Origin of the sequence: Kibdelosporangium philippinense (genome assembly GCF_021390435.2) — a bacterium.
GTDB lineage: Bacteria > Actinomycetota > Actinomycetes > Mycobacteriales > Pseudonocardiaceae > Kibdelosporangium > Kibdelosporangium philippinense.
On the sequence record NZ_JAJVCN010000002.1, the window covers coordinates 2762505 to 2785578 of the forward strand.

General features: G+C 64.5%; 1 protein-coding gene (running past one end of the window). It reads left to right on the forward strand.

The window, feature by feature from the left end:
* Nucleotides 1–23074 carry the start of a prolyl oligopeptidase family serine peptidase gene (locus tag LWC34_RS31630; RefSeq protein ID WP_233728968.1) on the forward strand. It continues 24566 nt past the right edge of the window, so 23074 of the gene's 47640 nt are visible here — the first part of the coding sequence; it begins with the start codon at nucleotides 1–3; its stop codon lies off the right edge, out of view.

The following is a 23074-nucleotide window of genomic DNA, read 5'->3' on the forward strand; positions in this document are numbered from 1 at the left end:
ATGTCTGAACCGTCAGGTGACCAGAGCCATCTGATTCCGGATGGCTGGCAGGGCCTACCGATCCTGATCGCGGGTGGGCCGCTGCCGCCTGGGCAGATCGAGCTGATGCGTGAGCAGGCTGTGGCGTATCGGGCTTACGCGCAGCGGGTTCTGAGCGCGGGCGAGGGCCTGCAGCGTCTGGTGGACGGGGTCGGGGACAGTGTCAGTCCCGAGGTGGCGGAGAAGTTCCGTGTGCATATGGCGGAGCTCAATGATGGCCGGGGGCAGGCGCTCGCGGATATCGCGAATTTGCAGGCGTGGAAGCTCGACGAGCAGGCCACCAATATCGACTCTGGCCGGTACGGGATTTATGTCCAGGTGGTCTGGACGGTGTCGGAGCTGGCGTATATCGCGGCGTCCATCTTTCTGTGGGCGACGTGGCCGTTTGTGTTCGCGCTCGGGCAGTTGATGGTTCGGCTGGTGCGGATGGGCATCAGCTACAAGACGGCGGCGATTATTGCGGCGAGGATCGCGTGGGAAGGCGTCAAGAAGGGAACCGACAACGTCGCTGTCACAGCGATGACAAAAGGTTTCGACGACTTCGTCAAGACGGCGTCCAAGGGGCTGGGTGATATTCCGACGTCTGGGTTCGCCGTGCCGAAACTGATCAAGCAGATTCCGCCGGACAATTGGTGGTATACCGGTCGCCGGTTCGTCGATGAGGCGGCGGAGGAAGCGGGCGAGGAGTTCGCGCAGGGTGGTATTGCCGACAACTTGGCCGATCCGGGCCGGGTGGATCTCAAGAACTGGGGGACCGGGGCGGGTATCGGCGCTGTCGGTGGTGGGGCTGGTTCTGCGGCGGGTAGTGCTGGCCGTAAAGCGGGTCTGAAAGGGAGTCACAACAAGAACCGGGTCAACGGGATGCAGTCCGGGTGGGCGGGCGAGATCGCGGCTGGTGGTGCGGGGATGGCTGTTGGGGGTTCGCCGTTGGATATTGGTTTTGGTGTTGTGAACAGTACGTTCACTGACCCGGTGATGCATGAGGTGGAGACGAAGGCCCGCGAGGCCATCCACGAGCGGCAGAAGCAGGCGGGGTTGCACGGCGGGGAGGTGGTGCCGCCGCCCACATTGGCCAATCCGGACAGTCTGGTTGGCATGGGCGGCTCGGGCCCTGCGGGGCTGGTGGGTCCGGCTGGTGGTCCGTCGAATACGAGTGGTGGCGGCAACAATCAGCCGCTGGGCGGTGGTGCGTCTGGTGGTGGTGGCGACGGTCCGGTGGGGCCGGATGGCCAGCCGGTCACGCCGCCGCCGGCACCGGGTACTGGTTCGTTGGCGCCGTCGCCCGGCAACGTGCCGACGCATCAGCCACCGCTGTCCGGTGGTGGACATGGGCCGGTGGGCCCGGATGGCAGGCCGATCACGCCGCCGCTCCCGCCCGGTTCAGGTCCGCTGACGCCACCCGCCCCTGGCGGCGGTCCGGTCGCGCCATCGGTCGGGCCGTCAGGAGGCACGAACGGACCGTCCGGGCCGAACCTGCCGTCTGGCAACGGTTCTGGCGGCCCGGTTGGCGGCCCGGTCAGCGGTCCGACGAACTTGTCGGGCAATGGCGGCCCGGGTTCGACCGGCGGGCCTTCGGTGATGTCGTCGGGTCAGGGTGGTCCTGGTTCGACGGGTAATGGCCCGGCGATGGGCGGCAATGGTGTGAGTGGCGGGCCGGGCAGTGCTGTTGGTGGTGGATCGGGCAACGGCGGGCTAGGGAATGGTTCAGCGGGTAATGGTCCGGCGGTGGGTGGCAATGGTGTGAGTGGTGGGCCGGGTAGCGGTGTGAATGGCGGGCCGGGCAGCGGTGCGAACGGTGGGCCGGGCAGCGGTGTGAACGGTGGGCCGGGCAGCGGTGTGAGTGGCGGGCTGGGGAATGGTCCTGCGGTGTCGTCGGGCGATCCAAATGGGACAGTCGGTCCCAGCGGCCTTGACAATTCATCGAGCAATTCACCAGGCAATTCGCCGGCAGGTCCCGCCGAGGTGACCAATCAGCCCGTACCACCGCCCGACCAGCCGATGGCGAACAACGGGCCTGGTGTCGCGGGCAACGGACCGAATGTCTCGTCCAACGGCCCTGCCCAGAACGGTGTGATCAACTCGGACGCCGGTCCGGCGGGTGGACTGCCTGGTGTCAACGGACCCGAAGTGTTCTCGGGGACGAACGGCATTCCCAACACCACGGTAAGCGGCCAGGGTGCCAACCAGGTGACGACATCGGCCACCGGTTCGACGGTGAACACGAACCCGACCGTCTCGAATGGACAGTCGGGAACCGGGCCTGTGCAAACATCTGGCACGAACGGTCTGAGTGGCACCGGCCCCGCGGTCCAGACACCTGCCCCGACCGCCACCCAAGGCCTGTCGGGGCAGAGTCCAGCGAACCTGGGAACGACTCGCCCGGAGCCGGAAGGCTTGCCGGGTCTGGAAGGCCCGGCGGGCCCGGCCGCTAGTGCAGCACCACCGTCTGGTAGCCCGAACGTGGTGGCAGCTACGCCGCCGCCGTCCACTGTGGCCAGTACGGCATCGGGTGCCCACCTTGACACCAACGGCCAGCAGACCGCGGGCACCGGACCATCGGTCTCGCAAGACAACAACACCACGACCGAGGTCGAATTCGACTGGGCTGACGACGCGACCCTCGCCGGCGACGATCAGTCGAGCGACCAACCAGGTGCGACCGTCAACCAGGCCGTCGGCACCCTCAACCAGACTGACGAAGACGACAACGACGCGGAAACGCAGACGTTGGCCGAGCAACCCGAAGCCAAGCAGGGGGAGCCGAAAGCCGGGCTCACGAGCGCACTCGGTGTGCTCGGGCAGCTGCTCAACAACCGACCGGGCAACCCGTATTCGGTGTTCCTGCCCGACATGGTCTTCGACGTCCCGCCGGTCCAGGTCTACTCGGTAAAAGTCGAGCACGACTTCGAAAACCAACAACCCGTCACCGAGCAACAGGGACCAACGCCCGCGCAGCAGTACGCCAGCGAACACGGTGCCGAACCGTCTACACCGGACAAAGTCGGCGCGGAAGCTGACCTGACGAAGAACGAAACCGGTGGGACCGGCGACACGACAGGGCCGGTCAGTTCGCCAGGTGCTGGTCCCAGCCGCGCAATCCGGTTCGCCCCGACGCCGGACCCGGCCCCGGAGCCCGACCCGGCCCCGGATCCGGGCAGCCACAAGCAAACCAAGCCGAACGAGGTCGACGGACGTCTCGCGCTTCGCTCGATGGACCTGAAGCTGGATACTGTCGGCCCGAAGCCATTGCTGACACCCGATATCACCACAGCGAGTACCACACTCGACAACGACACCATGCCCAAGATGGAGACGGCTGCGCCGAAGTCCGAGAATTCGCAGCAGAAGGTCGACGCCACCGCGAACACCAACCCCCCACCAAAAGTCGAGCCTGCGAAGCCAGACGCGGCTCCGAAGCCGGACGGTTCGGTGAGGGCGGACACTGCGCCGAAGACCGAGTCCGCCAAGGTCGAGCCGCCAGCGAAATCAGACACCTCGGCGAAGACCAGTCTTAGTTCTCCTGCCCCGAACACCACTGCCAAGTCGGTCCCCGAGACCCTTGTGGCGCGCGTCGACCCGGTCAGGAAGGAGCCGATCCGCCCTGCACAGCGGATCTTCGACAAGCGTCGTGAGGAAGAAGTAGACAAGCTGCTAGCCGATCAGCTTCGGCGGGAGTCCGGCCTGCCGCGCCCGATGTTCGCCGCCGGCGCGGCCCGGGATTCCGAGTTGCTCAGTGAGGATCCCCAAACCCGGACAAGCGAGCCTGTCCCCAGTTCGTCACATGTGAACCGGCAGGCCGCGCCCAGTCGCCGCGATGTGACGTTCGCACAGGGGTCGACGAAGCTCGATGCGGACCAAGAACAAGTCATCCGCGACCTGGCACAGCACATTGTCGATCAGTTGTCCCGCCTCGGTGCCGACCAGCGGATCGTCGTTCAGCTCATAGGAAAGGGGAACGGAAACCGCGCGCTGCTCCCGGTTCTCACTGCCAAGGCGACGGGCCGCAAACGCGCGACGCGGGTACAGGACTCATTGCGGCGGGAACTCCTTCGGCTCTCTCCGGCAGGCAGCGACCCCGACAAAATCGATGTGGTTGCCGAGTCTATCGGGCGGATGGACCGCACGGACGAGGAATCCCGGCGTGCGGTGGAGATATGGACATCTGTCGTCAGGGTGGTGACGCCGCTAGATGTCGACTACCGAAACAATCCGCGGTTCGTGTCCTCGGATGCGGACCGTGCCAAGTTCAAGGAGAACTACGAGCCGTACAGGCAGACCCTCGAACATGCGCGCGAAGCTCAGCGGAAGCACCCTGAGCTGGCAGGCATTGCTGAGGAAGACCTGGTCGCGCTCGTCGGGTACACCGGCGACGTACTCTACGGGCAACTGAAATACGCGCTCCGCACTCGCGAGGCCGGGGAACTCAACAAATGGGATCCCCATATCCGTACTGTGGTGTCCGCCTTGAATCAGTTGCCGCAGTACCAAGGGATGGTTCAACGGGCGATCGTGGCGCACGCTGAGCCTGCCGCTGGCGGGACGGCAGGCGTACTGGCGAAATACCAGGTGGGACGGATCGTTCGAGAGGATTCGTTCTTCAGAACGAACGTGGACCGTACCAATTTCCCGGGAGACGTCTTCTTCAACGTCTTGTCCAAAACAGGGCATCTCGTCGACAGCGTCTCTCAGCACGCGCATAGCGAAAGGGAGGTTCTGTTCGGCCCAGGAACCTATTTCCAGGTCACTCGTGTACGACAGCACAAGGGCCGGGTGGACGTCTGGATGACCGAGGTCGACCACCGTGCCGTTGACCGTTTCTCTCCACTTCCGACCAGGAGTTGGCGCCAGATCGGGGTGCGGGTCGGCTCGAACGTCGGTGACACCTATCGGGCACCGGACGGTACGTCGTACTACCTTAAGGAATCGTCAACATCCCAACATGCTCGCAATGAGGTGCTCGCGGCCGAGCTGTATCAGCTCGCTGGCATCGACACGGCCGACGTCCGGTTGGCCTGGATCGGTGATGAACTGGGCGTCTCGTCACGGATCGTTCGAGCAGGTAGCCCGTCTTTTGTAGACGGGCTACAGGATGGCAGGTACCTCGAAAAGGTCCAGGACGGGTTCGCCGTCGATGCCTGGCTAGGGAACTATGACGTCGTCGGTCTCGAATATGACAATGTCCTGACTGACCCGGAGGGGAATCCCGTCAGGATCGATCCGGGCGGTGCCTTGCTATTCCACGCAACAGGACGCCCGAAGACGAGGGAGGATTTCGACGGGAGCGCGAAAGAATGGGACACGTTGCGTGACCGGAATGTTCACGAACAGGCAGCCGCTGTCTTCGGAAGCATGACCGAAAAACAGATGCGTGCCTCTGCCCTGCGAGTGGTGGCGGTGCGGCCGGAGCAGATCGACGACGCCGTTGACCGGGCTGGGTTCGAGGGAAGGACGGCACATCGTCTCAAGCAGACCCTCAAACTTCGCAGGCAGGACGTCGCCCGCCGTGCCGGGGTCAAGCTTCCCGGGCCGTCCGGTGTCTTGGATCACAACCTGGACGACCTCTCTCAATCTTCGCCGCCGATGCCGGCGTACAGCACGCCTTCTGCGTCGGCGGCTCTGGGCATGCTAGGCGCGTCCCATACCTCACCCGAAGGGTGGGACCACCGAAGTACTAACAGTGAGCAGACCGATTACGTCAGGTTCGCCGACGATCAGGTGTGGTCGCATCGCAGCATCGACCCGGAGCTCATTCCCGGCGACACGCAGCCCACCACAGCCACCGATGACGCGATCTGGCACAAGCCCGTGCCGGACGAGAACGGGACTGTCGTCGGTATGACGTTCGTCCAGGGCGGCAGAGTCACCATCGGGCAATGGCTGAGGGGCAAGCCGACGGGCCTGCCTGCCCGTGGCCGGACGTTCGGGATCGATGTGCAGGTCACGAACCAGGGTGCGCGACTGATCGGCGCGGACGGCAGGTCGGTCTGGCGCGATGGCCATCAGCTTGCCCAGGTGGTGCTCGCGACCGAGGAGTTCCGCGCGTCGATCGAAGCAGGCCTGCCGATCAGGTTGTATGCCTGCGACGTGGGCACTGGGTTCGCCCGGCAGTTCTGGGAAGGGGTCAAGGCCTGGTATCCGCATGCCGAGGTCTACGCGCCGACGAGCATCTTCCGGTTCGGCATCACGCCGGAGGGGAAGTCAGACTGGAAGATCGATGGCAAGGGGACCTGGCAGGTCTTCTTCGACCCGGACCTGGTCCATGGCGTCGACAAGTCCGGCAATCCGATGACCGTCCGGCTCGCGGACGTGGTTGTGCATGTCGGGCCGGATGACGGCACAAGCCGGTCGTCGGCGATCTCCTTCGTCGACGAGACCTTCCTTGATTGGCAGTCCGCTCTGACCAAGGTGGTGGTCCTGCCAGGCACCTTCCAGCAGCTCGACGAGACCGCCTACGCCGACCGTAGATTCACGAATGTCGCGGTCGAGGTCGACCTGCCGGCAAGGCACGAGCCCCATGGCACGACATACCTGGATATGCATGGCACGACATCCCAGGACATGCACCGAAACTTCGGCCGCGTCGTCATTCCGACGAAGCACGGCGACATTTCCGTCAGCGGCAGGACCGCCGCGCGCGTCTTCCTCGCCAAACAGACACGGCTGCGGTCCTCGGTCACGATCATGGCGTGCAACGCCGCGCGCGGTGCGGCCGGCCTGGACAACTCGGTGCTCGACGACTTCGCCGACGAGATCCATCGGACTCACCCGGAGCTGGCCGTGCACGCGGCGTCCGACGTGGTGCTCCTCGTACAGGACATCGGCGAGTATTTCGCGGACCGGTCCGGTCCGACGCTGGCGATCGTCGGTGGTGGCGACTTCGTGACCCGGTCAGGCGATCGGACTGAGCTCATCAGGTCGGTTCTGGCCAAGCGGCTAGCCGATACCGGGGAACTGGACCTCACCATGGTCGCCGACATGGTGCGGCGCACCCCGGATCCGAACAAGACTTGGTCGGCGGTGATCCGGCAGTTGGCCGGTTCGGGCCACCGGTTGGATCGGGTTGTCGACTTCGCACGAGGCGATGTGGAGCCTCTGTGGCAGTCGGTGGTGCTGCCACCAAGAGCCCGTGCCCGGATCACCATCACCGGCAAGGGGACTTGGGGCTCACGAGTGGTACGGCGCCCCGCCGAGTGGCGCGAGTCCACACAGGCCCCGCTGCGAATGTTCGACCCGAACGACCAACACGGCCCTGTCGTCGTCCAGTTCGCTCAGAACGACGTGACAGTCGCGGGTATCACCAGCCAGTACAGCCTTGACCAGCTCGCGCTGTGGCTAGTGCACAGTACGTTGGAGCGGCGGTCCGACCACGTGGCCAAGCCTGTGGTGTCCATTGCCGGGTACGGCAACAGAGGACCGCTGTGGCGGCGCTCGGACGAGGCCGTCATCGAGGCGGGGAACGCCCGCGCGAAGGCGGTGCGCGACTATCTGGTCACGGCGTACGAGCGGCTGTTCCCGCAGTACGCACCGGTGAACTGGCCGCATGATGCCGAGCCGGAGTATCACGTGTACGGCGCGCTGGACCCGTCGCTCGGCAAGCACGACGTGCAGCGGGTCGAGGTGACGATCCTGCCGCCAGGCACGGACCCGGAGGCTGTGCCGCCGCGGCCGGTCGAACCGTCCGCCGAGACCATGGACCAGGCGACTGCGATTCTCGACCTGCAAGGTGTCTCGGACAAACTGTTCTCCCTGAATCTGCCCGAGAAAGTCCACACCGCTGTGGCGAGGGCCGCGCGTGACCACGTGCGCATGGAGCTGGCGACTGCTGGGCAAGAGGCGACGCAGGCGATGGCCGACGGCATGGTCAGGGCGCTGGACACCGTGCACGATGCGGGCCTGCTCAACGGGCTGGTCGAGTTGGCCGTGACCAAGACAATGGTGCGGTCGGACCTCGTCGCGGTCCTCGCCGACATGGCAGCGCTGGTCACGGCCGGCGAGGTGGACGCCGCACGAGCCATGCTCGAGTGGTTCCGTGCCGGTCCGGACAAGTCTGGGAACCACGATCACTACGGCAGGTGGGAGCACCGCGGCCCGGACACCGCTGACACTGACACCGCTCGCACCCACACCCGCGTCCAACCGGACAAGGTCTGGCGCCGCCTGCTTACGACGCGTCAGACCGGGCCGGTGGGCATGTCGTTCGTCCGGGGCCGGGAGGAAGCGTTCCTCGACTGGCTGACCCGCCGGCCGGCCCGGCTGCCAGTGCATGGCCACTCCTTCGGCATCGAGGTGCAGAGCAACGAGTCCGGCGCGGTGCTGTTCGACTCTCGCGGACCTCGATGGCCAGGCACCGGCCGTCAGGTCGCTCAGCTGGCGTTGACGGTTGCCGAATTCCGTGCGGCAGTCGGTGCCGGTACGCCAGTGATGTTGTACGTCAGCAATGTGGTGGACGGCCTCGCGCGGGACTTCTCCGCGGCGGTCCGTGCCGAGTTCCCGCACGCGGAGGTGTACGCGCCGACGAACACCTTCCAGTTCGCGATCACGCCGGAGACCGCCCGATCCACGTGGACGATCGACAATGGCGGGACTTGGCAGCTGTACGCCGACCAGGATCGGTTCCACGGCAAGGACGCTGATGGGAAGCCGATGGCGGTCAAGCTGGGGGACATCCTGGCGTACCGCGGAGCCGACGACAACTCGGCGCGGTCGTCCGCGTTCTCTTTCGCCGACGAATCCTTTCTGCACTGGTATCCCGTCCTTGACAAGGCTGTGGTCGTTCCGGGCACACCCGAGGACTTCATGGCAAGTGTTTACAAGGACCGGGCGTTCAGGCGGCGTGCCACCGAGATCGCCCTACCGTCGAAGTACGAGCCCCGTGGCACGACATACCTGGAGATCCTGGTAGAAGGCGGTGCCGTCGCCATCGCGACGAGGCAAGGCCCGATGTACACCAATGGCCGGACCGCGGCGCGGATCTTCCTGGAGCTTCAGCCGGTCGCCTCGGCTTCCTCGGTCACGGTCGTGGCGAAGGCCCACGGGTCGGTGGCCGGTCAGCACGACACGGTGCTCGGTGACGTCGTCCGCGCGATTCGCCGGGTCCACCCGGGACTGGCCGTGCATGTGGCCTCGGGCCGGGTGATTCCGCTCGATAACGCCGAAGAGGTTGTCCCGGACCGGTCAGGTCCGGTCCTGATGGTTTTCAGCGGCGACTTCAAGCCGCAGGCCGCCGCCTTCGTGACGCACGGCGGAGGTGACCTGACCGGCGACATCACCTCGATTCTGGACGAGCGGCTCATCCAGACGGGGGAGCTCGATCTCCCCAGGGTCGCCGACATGGTCAGCCGCACCCGCCATCCGGACGCCACGTGGAAAAGGGTGATCGAGAGCTTGGCTCGCGCGCAGCGTCCGCTCAGCCAGATCATCGATTTCTCGTGGGACAATGCCGGCAGGCACTGGCGGCCGATCGTCCTGCCCTGGCCCGCCCGCTCCTTGATCATGGTGACTGGCAAGGGCACATGGGACTCGCGCGACGTGCGTCGCTCTGCCCGTTGGCGGCAGGAGTGGGACTCGACTCGCGAATTCGACTCGACCGACCGGCCCGGCCCGATCGCGGTCCAGTTCACCGCCGGCGGTGTGTCGGCCGCCGATATCCGTAGCCGCTACAGCCTGAACCACTTCGCGAAGTGGCTGGTGCACAGCACACTCGAACGGTGGATGGATCGCGCCCAGCCGCCGGAGGTGATCATCACCGGCTATGCGGGCAAGCGTACCGAGCGGTCGTCGGTTGACGCGGGCCGTGACCGGGCCATTGCGGTTCGTGACCACCTCTTCGCGATGTACGAGCTGTTGTTGAACGAACATCTGTCGCCGAACCAGCCGTGGAACGTGACCCTGCCGTCCTTCCGTGCCCGCGGTGAACTGGACCCGTCGCGTGGAACACTGGACATCGACCGGGTAGAGGTCAGGGTTGTGCCGGCGGACTGGGATCCGGAGTGGGGACTGGATCCGGCCACGGCGACCGCCCCAACCGTTCAGAGCATGCGTCAGGCGACGGGTCTGCTCGACCAGCAAGGCGTGTCGGGCAAGCTGGAATCCCTGTTGGTGCCAAGGAAAGTGCGCAGTGCGGTCACGAAGGTCGCACGCGAGCAAGTGCGCATGGAACTGCTCGCCGGCAGGCCCCGCGCCGCGGCCGCGGTCGCCGCCAACCTGGTCTGGGCACTGGACGTGGTGAACAACGCGGGCCTGCTCAGTGAACTGGTCATTGCTGCCACGACCGAGGAGGCGCTGCGCGGCGACCTGGTCAAGATCGTCGCGGACGTGGCGGAGCTGGTCACAGCGGGCCGGGAGGATGGCGCCCGTGCCCTGGTGGAATGGCTCACGAGCGATCCCGACAGCTCGCCAAGGGCGGACGCACTGCTCGAAGCCCAGGCGCTTGCCTACCGTCTTGCCGGCCAGCCACAACGGCCGCCGGCCTACACCGTTGCCGACGTTCAGCGAGACGCACCACCGCTGACGGCCGACGACCACCTCGAACCGGCGAGCTCCGTGCGGTTCGTGCCGCTTTACCACCCCACAGAGGTGGGGCGGGCCGTCGGTATGAGCTTCATGACCGGTGACGAGGCGCGCCGAGCGGAGCAGTGGGCCGCTTCCACTGAGGCGGAACGCGGCCACTCGCTGCTGGTCGACACCGACTACGAGACCTTCCGGGCGATGAGCGTCCACGAGCGGGCCGGGCACATACGGATGGTGCCGATGCCTGGACATGAGAGGGGAACGTTCGTCCTCGACATTCGTGGCGACGGCACCGTGGTCGCCGTCGAGTTCTCCGACGACCACCACATTGAGCAGTGGGGCGGCGAGCAGTTCGCGGCGTTCATCGTCAAAACCGATGTGTTCACCAGGGCAGCGGAGCAAGGAATCGGCGCGTTTACCTTCATCACGGGCGTCGCGCGCCCGGCGCCGGGCCCGTTCGTGTTCGAGTTCTACGAAGCCATGGTGCGACTGCGGCCCGCGATGCGGACAGTGACAGTGCATGTCCCCACCGGGCCGATCGTGCCGGTCGGGAACAACTACCCCGTTGAGGGAATCCGGAACACGACGCTGATCTTCGACCGTGGTGGGTGGTTGACCGCGGGCACAGCTGAGCGAGCGCTGCACAAGGTCATGCAGCGGATGGCTGCCATCCCTCGCCGGCATCGCGGGCGCCTCGAGTACGGCAGCGACGAATGGCTGGACAGCGCCGCGAATGTCGCCAACCAGGTGCTGGCGTTCCTGACAGCGTCAATCAACGCGACGCGGACGCTCGACCTGGCCGGTTCCACGAAGTTGCTGGCCTTTGCGACGGACGACAGGTCCGAGGAGCTCGCCTTGTCCGCGGCGCTGACCGTGATCTCCACTGGCTCGCTCGGGGCACGTGTGGACAAGGTCACCGACATACACCGAGACCAGAGTGGCCGGTGGCGTGCCGTCATACGGTCGGCCAGGCCACGGCAGCGGTATGTCGTCACGGGTGAAGGCCGCTGGGATTACGCAGCGGGCGTGGTGACCCGGCCTGCCCGGATGGTGCCGCCCGGTGAGTCGCAGGTCAGCCGAGCGGTCGTCGGGGATCAGTCGGTCGCCACGGAGGTGGTGTTCGAGCGCAAGAAGAAGGACATGGACTTGGCCTCCGCGCAGCTCGACGGAGTGCGAGCGATCGCGCAGCGGTACGCGGAAGCCCTGGTCGAGAACGACGTCATCGACGTACACGGCGCCCCTTCGCGCGTCACTTACCAGCTGACTATCGAAGGAGCCGGCCATAACTGGCTCCATGGCGATGAGTCAGGCCGGCAGCGTGGCAACTTCGTCGCGGAGGTGTTCCGCGAGGAGATGCGGAGCAGGCTGCATCAACTGATAGGGCGTGGTCTCGCTGATCGACTGTTCGACGTGCCTTCGCTGGTGATGTATCCGGACCACGGTACCCGTCTCAAGACCAAAGACGATCCCTACGTGCGGGTCACGTTGCGGCCCGTCGGCCCTGAGCTGGCCGATCGTCCGCCTCTGGGAGCGTCGGTCCGGACACCACCCGGTGCCCGCCAGATCGAAGGGCCGGACCCTGCCGACGTACCGGCATATGTGGAGCCTGCGCCGGAGGATCCATACATTTGGCTCGAGGACATGGACGGTCGGCGTGCGCTCGACTGGGTGCGGGACCGCAACATCGAGACGACGGTGGCGCTCAGTACGACGGATCGGTTCGTGAGGTCGCGGACGCGCTTCAAGGCGGCGCTCGACGCCGAGGGGCATCTCCCTCAGCCGGACCAGATGATGGTGCAGGACGGCTACTTCTACGACCTCTGGCAGGACGAGAACCAGGAACGCGGGCTATGGCGGCGGATCAGCCTCGCGGAGTACGGCTCGGCCAAACCTGCCTGGGAGACACTCATCGACCTGGACGAACTTGCCAGGCAGGAAGGTGAGGACTGGTACTGGCCGGGCTACCAGCCGATGCTGTCGCCTGACCGGCAGCGGGCGATGGTCCACCTCTCGCGTGGTGGCGCTGACGCGGTCGTGACGCGGGAGTTCGATCTGGGCACGCGGGAGTTCGTCAAGGGCGGCTTCGCCCTGCCCGAGGCACGCAATAACGCCGTCTGGGCCGACGACGACCAGCTCCTGGTCGCCACGGACTTCGGTGAAGGCAGTGTGAGCGAAGCCGGGTACCCGGTCGTGCTCAAGGAATGGCGTCGCGGTACGCCGTTGACCGACGCCAAGGAGATCTTCCGGGCACCTCAGTCCGACTGCAAGGTGAGCGCGATGGTGTTCGCGTCCTCGGACGAGGACCGCCGGACGCAGTTCATCGTGCACTACAAGGACATGGAGAACGCCGTCAGCTACGTCCGCACCCCGGACGGGCTGCGCGAGGTCGTCACGCCGGACGACGCGCCCTTCAGTGTCCATCGGAACTGGATGACAATCGTGCCGGGCTCGCCATGGACTGCCGGGGACGTGACATACCCAGCGGGGGCGCTGCTGGGCATTCGATTCGACAGGTACATGGCGGGTGAGCGGAACTTCCAGGTGTTGTTCCAGCCGGATGCGCACACCTCGCTGCAGAGCCACGTGTGGACCCGCAACCGCTTGCTGCTCGTAACGATGACGGACGTCAACGCCAAGCTCAGGGTACTGACGCCGGTTGAGGAGGGACCGTGGCCGCAAGTTTCGATAGGGGGTATGCCGCCGCACAGTTCGGCGTCCGTGATCGACACTCATGACCCAGTCGACGACACGTTCCTGATGGTGGTCGAGGGGTATCTTCAGCCGAAGACGGTGATCCGGGGGGACTCGGCCGATCGAAGCATGAAGACCGTCCGGCAGGAGACGACGGCGTTCGACAGCAAGGGAATGTCGGTCGTCCAGTACTTCGCGGCTTCGGACGACGGCACCAGGGTTCCGTACTTCGTGGTGCGTGGCCGGGACAGCGGTCCAGGGCCGGCACTGCTGTACGGATATGGGGGATTCGGGGAATCGGAAACTCCCACATACAGCAAGATGGCCGGGGTCGGCTGGTTGTCGCGTGGCGGCACCTACGTGGTGGCGAACATCCGCGGTGGCGGCGAGTACGGTCCGGACTGGCACACCCAGGCGACCAAGTCGGGCAGGCACAAGTCCTTTGAGGACTTCGCGGCGGTCGCCGAAGACCTTGTCAGGCGGAACATCACCACCCCGCGGGAGTTGGCCATCCGCGGGGGCAGCAATGGCGGCCTGCTGATGGCTGTCATGCTCACTCGATACCCGCATCTGTTCGGTGCGGTCGTCGCGGACGTGCCGCTTACGGACATGCTGCGGTACCACGAGCTCTCCGCCGGCCCGTCGTGGTTCGTCGAGTACGGTGATCCCCGAGTCGCCAGCGAACGGGACTACCTCAGCACATACTCGCCGTACCAGCACATCGATGCGGACGTCGAGTATCCGCCCGCGCTTTTCATTACGTCGTCGACCGATGATCGGGTGCATCCCGCGCATGCCCGCAAGATGGCGGCCAAGCTGACTCAGCTGGGCCACCGGGCCTTGTTCTTCGAGACGAGTGGAGGCGGGCACAGCAACTCGGCTAACGCCGAGTTCGCGCTCGAAGCCGCGCTGACGTACGAGTTCTTGTGGACCGAACTGTCCCGCAACCGCTCGGCCACAGTACGGCTCCCCGAACACGCACTGCCGAGTCATTGGGCGGCTGCGAAGTCCTCGGTCGGGAGCATGCCGGTTGACGATGAGTTGTCGATTGACGCTGAAGGTTCGACGGACGATGCGACGGACGACGAGTCGGTGGCAGCCAATCCGGGCCACTGGCCCGCCGATGTCTCCGACGTCGAGGCGTGGAAGGCCGAAATGGCCCGCGCGGAAGACGACATGGCCCGGATCGAGGAATACCGCCAGGGCGTGGCGAACCTGATGGTCCAGGCCGAGGGAATCGTCGCGGCCTATCACGGTCCGCGCCGTGTTCTCGTCGATGACGATTCGGGTAGGGACATCTACGCCGGTGTCGTTGATCTGGTCGCCGAGCAGTTGTACCTGGATGACGATAAGCCGAACCCGGACCGGAATGCTGTCCAGCTGGCTGTCTATTTGCGCGGGGCGTTTGACCATGTGTATGCGACGGGCGGATCGCGCGCGATATCGGAGGAGGCGGTTTACCCGGGAATTGACGATGACGGGTTGACACTCTATTTCACACGTCCACAGGTTCTTGCTCGCCCGCTCATCGGGCCGGATGATTTCGTTGTAGGCGTGGCCTACGGGAATGATCTGGATCTCGAGGACGACAGGCCGTTCGCTTCCGGTCGTGATTTTGGTTACACTGATCTGTCGCACCGGAATTACTCGGACGAGGAAGTTTCCACTCTTGGTGAAGATAAAATTCTGAGCTTGCCTTCTCCTGGGGTGACAGGAGAAGGCACCTTCCTCGTTGCTACTCACGGCGTCCGCATGAAGACGGCTCGGGTGTGGATCGGGCCGGTGGGCGGTTCGGTCGAGCAGCCGAGTGAGCGGAGCCTTGTGCGGACCCAGCTGGGCGTCAGCGGCGAGGTGCTGGCTCGTCTGGTCATGGCTTCCGCGGAGTTCGGGTCGTTTGTGGACAGTGGGCGGCTTCGCTCGATCACTCTGATGGTGTGTCACGCGGCGAAGACGCCGGCCGACGGCTTGGCATCTGCCTTCCATCAAGCAGTCAACGAACGTTATCCGGGTATTGTTGTCCATGCGACCACGGGGTTTGTGCGCGAAGATCTGGAGTCTGTAAGTGATTATCCATATCTTCTTCGTAACCCATCGGTAGAGGAAGGAACATGGGTTACGTATGGCGGCTCGTCTCCTGGTCAGGCCCCTGTCATTCATGACGTGCTTAATGCCATGCGCGATTGGTCCGAAAAAGATGCAGATCTTCGAGCCTATTATGCGGCGCGACTTCCGTTGTACTCGGTGGTCGACCGTGCTGTCTCGCTGTCCGCGACCCTGGTTCGCGACTTCGATTCATCCGGCATTCTGAATTTGCTGCCCGCCGCGGAGCAGGTGCGGGCGAGCCAAGGCGCCGGCAACGCGGATCTTGTTTGGGTTGCCGCGCTTACGCAGTTGCGTCGAACGCCGGGGCTGCCTGCGCTGGGTGGGGTCGTTCTCGCGGAGACTGACCCGGGCAGCGGGCAGGTGGTGCGCGAAGCTGCTCTGCCGCCGCCTGTGTGGCGGATGCTCGCTGTTTCCGGACCTCGCTATCAGTCCAATGTGGGGTTGACGATCGTCCCTGTTCGGTGGGGGGCGGACATCTATCAAGGTGTGAATCAGGCGAACAGGGTTCGTTGGTTCGACGCGGGTCAGGTGTGGCACAAGCGGATCAATGACCATGTTGTGTCTTTTGTCGACAATCAACCCGACGCGTGGGAGTTGCTTGGCGGAACGGCTCAGCCTGGTGAGCGGACGATCGATGTTCATGGTGGTACCGACAGTGTTCGGGTGTCGGTCGATGGTGAGTCGTTGTCGGTTGATCCGGTGACGTTCGCGCAGTTGATGTTGACGTTGGGGTTGTTGTCGGATGGTCCGGCGAGGTTGTACGCGTGTGACACGGGTTTCGACTTTGTTGACGGATTCGCGCGGACGGTGCGGTCGAAGTTCCCGCGGTTCAAGGTGTCGGCGCCGCAGGGCAGGTTGGGTTTCGGTGAGGTTCGTGCCGAGTCCGGGGTCGGTCGGTCGGTGGTGCGGGTTACCGGCCCGGGTAGGTGGATCACTGTGGGCAGTTCCGGTGTCAGGCGATCCGTACCGGCTGATGTCGTGGAGGGTGTGCCTGTCCAGGGCCGGTGGTGGGAACGCCCGTCGACTCGAGCGGACCGGGACCTTTCGCGGTACCACGGTGTTGACACCGGCGGGCAAACGAAGTATTTCACCGGTGAGCAGGTTCTTGCTCGTGCAGTCATCGGGCCTGATGGTTTCGCTGTGGGCCTTGCCTACGGGAACGATCCGGAGTTCATGGAAGATACGGAATTCGCTGCCAAGCGTGACGAGGGTTTCACCGAGCTGTACAACCGGAAGTACTCGAACGAGGAAGTCCGCGCTCTTGGTTCACGCATAAGTCTGAGTCTCCCGTCTCCTGGGGTGACGGGAGAAGGCGCCTTCCTCGTTTTTTCTCACGGCGACGTCAGGAAGAGGGCTCAGGTGTGGATCGGGCCGGTTGGCGGTTCGGTCGGTCAGCCCGTGTGGACCCAGCTGGGCGTCAGCGGCGAGGTGCTGGCTCGTCTGGTCATGGCTTCCGCGGAGTTCGGGTCGTTTGTGGACAGTGGGCGGCTTCGCTCGGTCACTCTGCTGGTGTGTAACGCGGCGAAGACGCCGGCCGACGGCTTGGCGTCCGCCTTCCAGCAAGCAGTCAACAATAGTTATCCGGGCATTGTGGTCCATGCTCCCACGGGACTTGTGCGCGCAAACACCCTATTGAGAGTGAATGGCTCAGAACGTCGTGAGCCGGAGATCGAGGATGGGGTGTGGGTTACGTATGGCGGCTCATCTCCCGGTCAGAACCCTGTCATTTATGATGTGCTTGATGCCATGGACGACTGGTCCGAGAAGGATGCGGATCTTCGAGCCTACTATGTGGATCGGGTTCCGTTGTATTCGGTGGTTGACCGTGCTGTCTCGCTGCACGCGGCCTTGGTTCGTGATTTTGCTTCATCCGGCATTCTGGACCTGTTGCCGGGTTCGGAGCAGGTGCAGGCGAATCGGAACGCAGGCAACTCGGATCTTGTCTGGGTTGCCGCTCTCATGCGTTTGTATCTTACGCCGGATCTGCCTGAGCTCGGTGGCGTCGTTATCGCGGAGACCGATCCGGGTAGCGGGCAAGTGGTGCGTCGAGCTGTTCTGCCGTCGCCTGTGGCGCGGATGCTTCCTGTTTCCGGACCTCGCTATCAGTCCAATGTGGGTTTGACGATCGTCCCTGTTCGGTGGGGGGCGGACATCTATCAGGGTGTGAATGAGGCGAACAGGGTTCGTTGGTTTGACGCTCGGCAGGTGTGGCACAAGCGGATCAATGACCATGTTGTGTCTTTTGTCGACAATCAACCCGACGCGTGGGAGTTGCTTGGCGGAACGGCTCAGCCTGGTGAGCGGACGATCGATGTTCATGGTGGTACCGACAGTGTTCGGGTGTCGGTCGATGGTGAGTCGTTGTCGGTTGATCCGGTGACGTTCGCGCAGTTGATGTTGACGTTGGGGTTGTTGTCGGATGGTCCGGCGAGGTTGTACGCGTGTGACACGGGTTTCGACTTTGTTGACGGATTCGCGCGGACGGTGCGGTCGAAGTTCCCGCGGTTCAAGGTGTCGGCGCCGCAGGGCAGGTTGGGTTTCGGTGAGGTTCGTGCCGAGTCCGGGGTCGGTCGGTCGGTGGTGCGGGTTACCGGCCCGGGTAGGTGGATCACTGTGGGCAGTTCCGGTGTCAGGCGATCCGTACCGGCTGATGTCGTGGAGGGTGTGCCTGTCCAGGGCCGGTGGTGGGAACGCCCGTCGACTCGAGCGGACCGGGACCTTTCGCGGTACCACGGTGTTGACACCGGCGGGCAAACGAAGTATTTCACCGGTGAGCAGGTTCTTGCTCGTCCACTCATCGGGCCTGATGGTTTCGCGGTAGGCCTGGCCTACGGGAATGATCTGCCGCATTTCATGGGAACCAAACATTTTGCTTCCAGTCGTGATGGGGCTTTTACCAACCTGTACGACCGGAGGTACTCCAATGAGGAAACGCGCGCTATTGGTCCGGATAAATTTGTAAAGGTGCGGTCTCCAGGGGTGACGGGAGAGGGGACTTTCCTCGTTTTTTCTCACGGCAACACAAGGAATCAGGCTGAGGCGTGGGTCGGGCCGGTGGGCGGTTCGGTCGAGCAGCCGAGTGAGCGGAGCCTTGTGCGGACCCAGCTGGGCGTCAGCGGCGAGGTGCTGGCTCGTCTGGTCATGGCTTCCGCGGAGTTCGGGTCGTTTGTGGACAGTGGGCGGCTTCGCTCGATCACTCTGATGGTGTGTCACGCGGCGAAGACGCCGGCTGACGGCTTGGCATCTGCCTTCTATCGAGCAGTCAACGAACGTTATCCGGGGGTTGTGGTCCATGCATCCACAGGGCCTGTGCGCGGAAACGTTATGCCCGAAAAAAATGATTCGACTGTTCGTGTCCCTTCGATAGGGGACGGATTTTGGGTTACGTATGGCGGCGCATCTCCTGGTCAGGATCCGGTCATTCATGACGTGCTAGGTACGATGCTGTCATGGCGGCGAAAGGATGTGGATCTTCGGGCTTATTATGCGGCGCGGATTCCGTTGTATTCGGTGGTCGACCGTGCTGTCTCGCTGCATGAGACCTTGGTTCGTGATTTCGGTTCATCCGGCATTCTGAATATGCTGTCCGCTGCGGAGCAGGTGCGGGCGCGCGAAGGTGCCGGCAACGTGGGTTTGGTCTGGGTTGCCGCTCTCATACAGTTGCGCCTTACGCCGGGACTGCCTCGGCTGGGCGGGGTCGTCGTCACGGAGACCGATCCGGGTAGCGGAGCGGTGGTGCGCGAAGCTGCTCTGCCGCCGCCTGTGTGGCGGATGCTCGCTGTTTCCGGACCTCGCTATCAGTCCAATGTGGGGTTGACGATTGTTCCTGTTCGGTGGGGTAACGACGTCTATCAGGGTGTGAATGAGGCGAACAGGGTTCGTTGGTTTGACGCTCGGCAGGTGTGGCACAAGCGGATCAATGACCATGTTGTGTCTTTTGTCGACAATCAACCCGACGCGTGGGAGTTCCTTGGGGCGACGGCTCTTCCTGGTGAGCGGACGATCGATGTTCATGGTGGTACCGACAGTGTTCGGGTGTCGGTCGATGGTGAGTCGTTGTCGGTTGATCCGGTGACGTTCGCGCAGATCATGTTGACGTTGGGGTTGTTGTCGGATGGTCCGGCGAGGTTGTACGCGTGTGACACGGGTTTCGACTTCGTTGACGGGTTCGCACAGAAGGTGCGGAAGAGGTTCCCGGGGTTCGAGGTGTCGGCGCCGCAGGGCAGGCTGGGGTTTGGTGAGGTTCGTGCCGAGTCCGGGGTCGGTCGGTCGGTGGTGCGGGTTACCGGCCCGGGTAGGTGGATCACTGTGGACAGTTCCGGTGTCAGGCGATCCGTACCGGCTGATGTCGTGGAGGGTGTGCCTGTCCAGGGCCGGTGGTGGGAACGCTCATCGAGGCTTGCGGGTTCCCCTAGGCCACCTCGCTACGCCCCGCGCGACCCGTCCGGGCAAGTCCCGGGCTACGAGCAAATACCTGGGTACAGCGAATCTGCTCAACCGTTGGCCGTGCCGCTCAAGGACCGCGATGACCACACCATCGGCATCACCTTCACCTGGGGTGAGGACTTGCGGAATGTCCTGCAGTGGGCCCGTTCGACACAGGAAAATCGCGACCACTCAGTCCTGGTGGACACCGATTACCGGACATCCGAGCGGATGACGCCGGCCGATCGCGCCGCTCACCGCCGGCGGGTCGAGGCTCCTTGGCGTGGTGGGAAGACCTTCTTCATTGATGTGCACGGCAATGGTTCCACAGTCGAGATCCCCTACTCCCGTGGCCCCATGCGGCAATGGTCCGCCAGGCGGCTTGCCGACTTCGTACTGAGGTCGGCGGCGTTCGCGCAGGCGGGCCCGGCCGACGTCGATTCGATCACTTTGCTCTCGTGCGTCGCCGGTACGAATCCGGGCAACCCTGGGTTCGCCATCGACTTCCACTTGACGATAACGACGCCACAGCAACCGGTCAGAGTGGTGCACGCCCCGACAAGGAGGATCGTGCCGCTCGGGGACCAGCACCTGCAAGGCATGCACAACACAACGGCGATCTTCGACCGTGGCCGGTGGGTCACTCTCGACAAGACGACGTTGCATATCGACAAGATCGTCCGAAAGATGTCCGCCAACTCTGTCACGCAGGCAAGGTCGACCACGACCACCAATGCGGACTGGTGGGACACCACGGCACGCCTCGCCGATCGCGTCGTGGCGTCATTGCGCGATTCGATTGTCGAGACCGGGACGCTCGACCTGGTTCGTGCCAGTCGTACCGAACTCGAACCCAGGTGGCGATCGGACCCGGAGCTGGCCACGAGGTCGACATTCGTCTGGGCCGCGGCGTTGGCCGTGCTCTCCGAGGATCCGATGGCGTCCAGGGTGAACAAAGTCGCCGACATCCAGAAGACCTCGGACGGGTACTGGCGCCACGTCGGCCTGCCGGAGGCAGCGCGGGCCCGCTATGTCGTCACGGGTGATGGCGAATGGAATCACGAGACCGGTGTGGTGACGCGACCGGCCCGGATGGTGCCGCCGGGCGAGGCGCAGCCGTTCCGTGCGGTGCACTCGCAGGAACCGATCTCCGCGGAGGTGAAGTTCGAATCCGGGAAGAAGCCGATCAACCAGCGACACGGCCGTCACCTCGATTTCAACTTGGCGGGGTCACGCCTCGAGGCAGTCCACAACCTCGCGAAGCAGCTGGCGCCGCGGGTGATCGAGGACTACCACGATCTCGTGCGGAGTTTCTCCGTCGAAATCATTGGGTTCGGCAACAACAGGGACCACGGTTCCGAGACAGGCAAGAAGCGCGGCACGTACATCGCGGAGCGATTGCGCAAGGAGCTGAGCGACGCGGTCGCGGTGCTGGGCGGTCCGCATATCAAGCGCCCTAACGTGACAGCACAGATCAAGGCGGCCATCGGGGAGGCCACCGGCGCTCGGCTGAATTCCACGCTGGGCGTGCACGGCGATCCGTATGTGCGGATGACCCTGCGGCGCGAGGGACCTCGGCTGAGCGACGGGATCATCGACTCCAACTCGGAGCCGCCGCCTGGCGCCCGCGCCGTCGGCGTTGAGGCTGAGGCGTATTTCGTTCTGGTGGCTCCGCCTGGCTATCCGTACCCGACCGGGTTGCCACTGGTCGAAGCTCGCGACGAGAACGGCAACGTCGTTCTCGAAGTCGTCGGCGAGCGGCTGACCAACCTGCTGATGTCTCCCGACGGGCGCTACTTCGAACCGGTTGACCACGCACTGGATGTGTCCGGTGTCACCAAGGTCGAGGCGATGATCACGGAGCTCCGGGTCAAACCGATCGCGTATCTCGGCATTGGTGACCGTGGGCGAGTCAGTGAGGACACGGCGATATGGGCGTTGCGTGAGACTCGCGGACGTCTGGCGCAGGCGGCCAAAGTGCCCGGCACGCCGACGCCGTTGACGCGGCTTTTCCCGCCGGGAAGCCGGATTCGGGTGACCTTGTTCGGTGTCGGCCTCGGGATCCTCGATGTCGCGGATGGTGCGCCGCGGCGGGCGTACACCCAGTACACGGCTGGGGTGCCTGCCGAAGCGCTGAACAACTTCCTGCACAAGGAAGTGAATATCTGGAATCCCGTGACACGGAAGCTGCACAAGGAAGCGCTTGAGTTCGGCCGCGAGCGGGGCGACGCGTTCACGCGGTGGGTGACCGGCCGGGACGTCACCCCCACCGAGGCCTTGCTGGCCGGTGGTCTGCCCGAAGTGAGCGCCGTCAGCGGCCATCTGGCCTCGGTGTACCAGCACGTGGGTGCGCAGCTGGTACACGAGTACTCCAGGGAATACGGACTGCTCAAGAACTACGTCAGCCACCTGCTCAGGCAACCGTTCTCCGTGGCTCGCGACGCGCAACCGCCGCGTGCGCAGCAGTACTACGAGAGCGAGTGGCTGGACATCGCCACGAAGCTGGTCGAACGCCTGAAGGCCGACCGCCCGGACCTGGAGCAGGTCATCTGGACCAGGCTGGGACTCGAAGGGCCGGTTGCCAAGGAATTCGATGTCCTCACGGTCGAGTTGACCTCCATACCGCCTGGGATGCCCCCGGTCACGTCCTTGGACTACCTCAAAACGGCGCTGTTGCCGGTGAACACGCTGCTGCGGGCCGGGCGGATACCGGTCGGGCAGCGTATCGGTGTGGGGGCGAACACCGAGAACGACTACCTCCAGCCGGACACCAACGACGGAAACATCGACCTGCCGTTGCTGTTGATCGAGCTTCGCCAAGTACGTCCTCCCGGTGTCGAGAACCGCACGCTGACCGAAGAACAACTTGAGACCGGCCTGCGCATGGTGGCGCAGTGGGAGCGGACCGCGTACGCCGAGGCACAACGCAAGAACAGCATGCCGCCCGGTATCGAGTCGACCGTCGACCGTGTCATGGCTGACCCGGACACCAGGATCTTGGCGGACTTCCTTGAGCTGGTCACGCGGCTGGACAGGGAAGCAGAGCGCGCCCCGATCCTGGGTGTTGACGAGCTCGAGCAGGTCCGAAGCGAGCTGTTCCAGCTTGCCGAGACCGGAGACCTGAGTAAATCGGTCGTGGAAACTCTCAGCACAGCGGGATTCCAAGCCACGCAGCTGATGCCCTCGCCTGGCGATCCCCGCGATGAGGCCACGCTGAACGCGGCAGGCGATGTGGTGCTGCGGCTGCGCATCGGCCATGCGCTGACCGAGCAGGTCAACGCGCTGCTGAACAGCGGTGTCGCGCCTG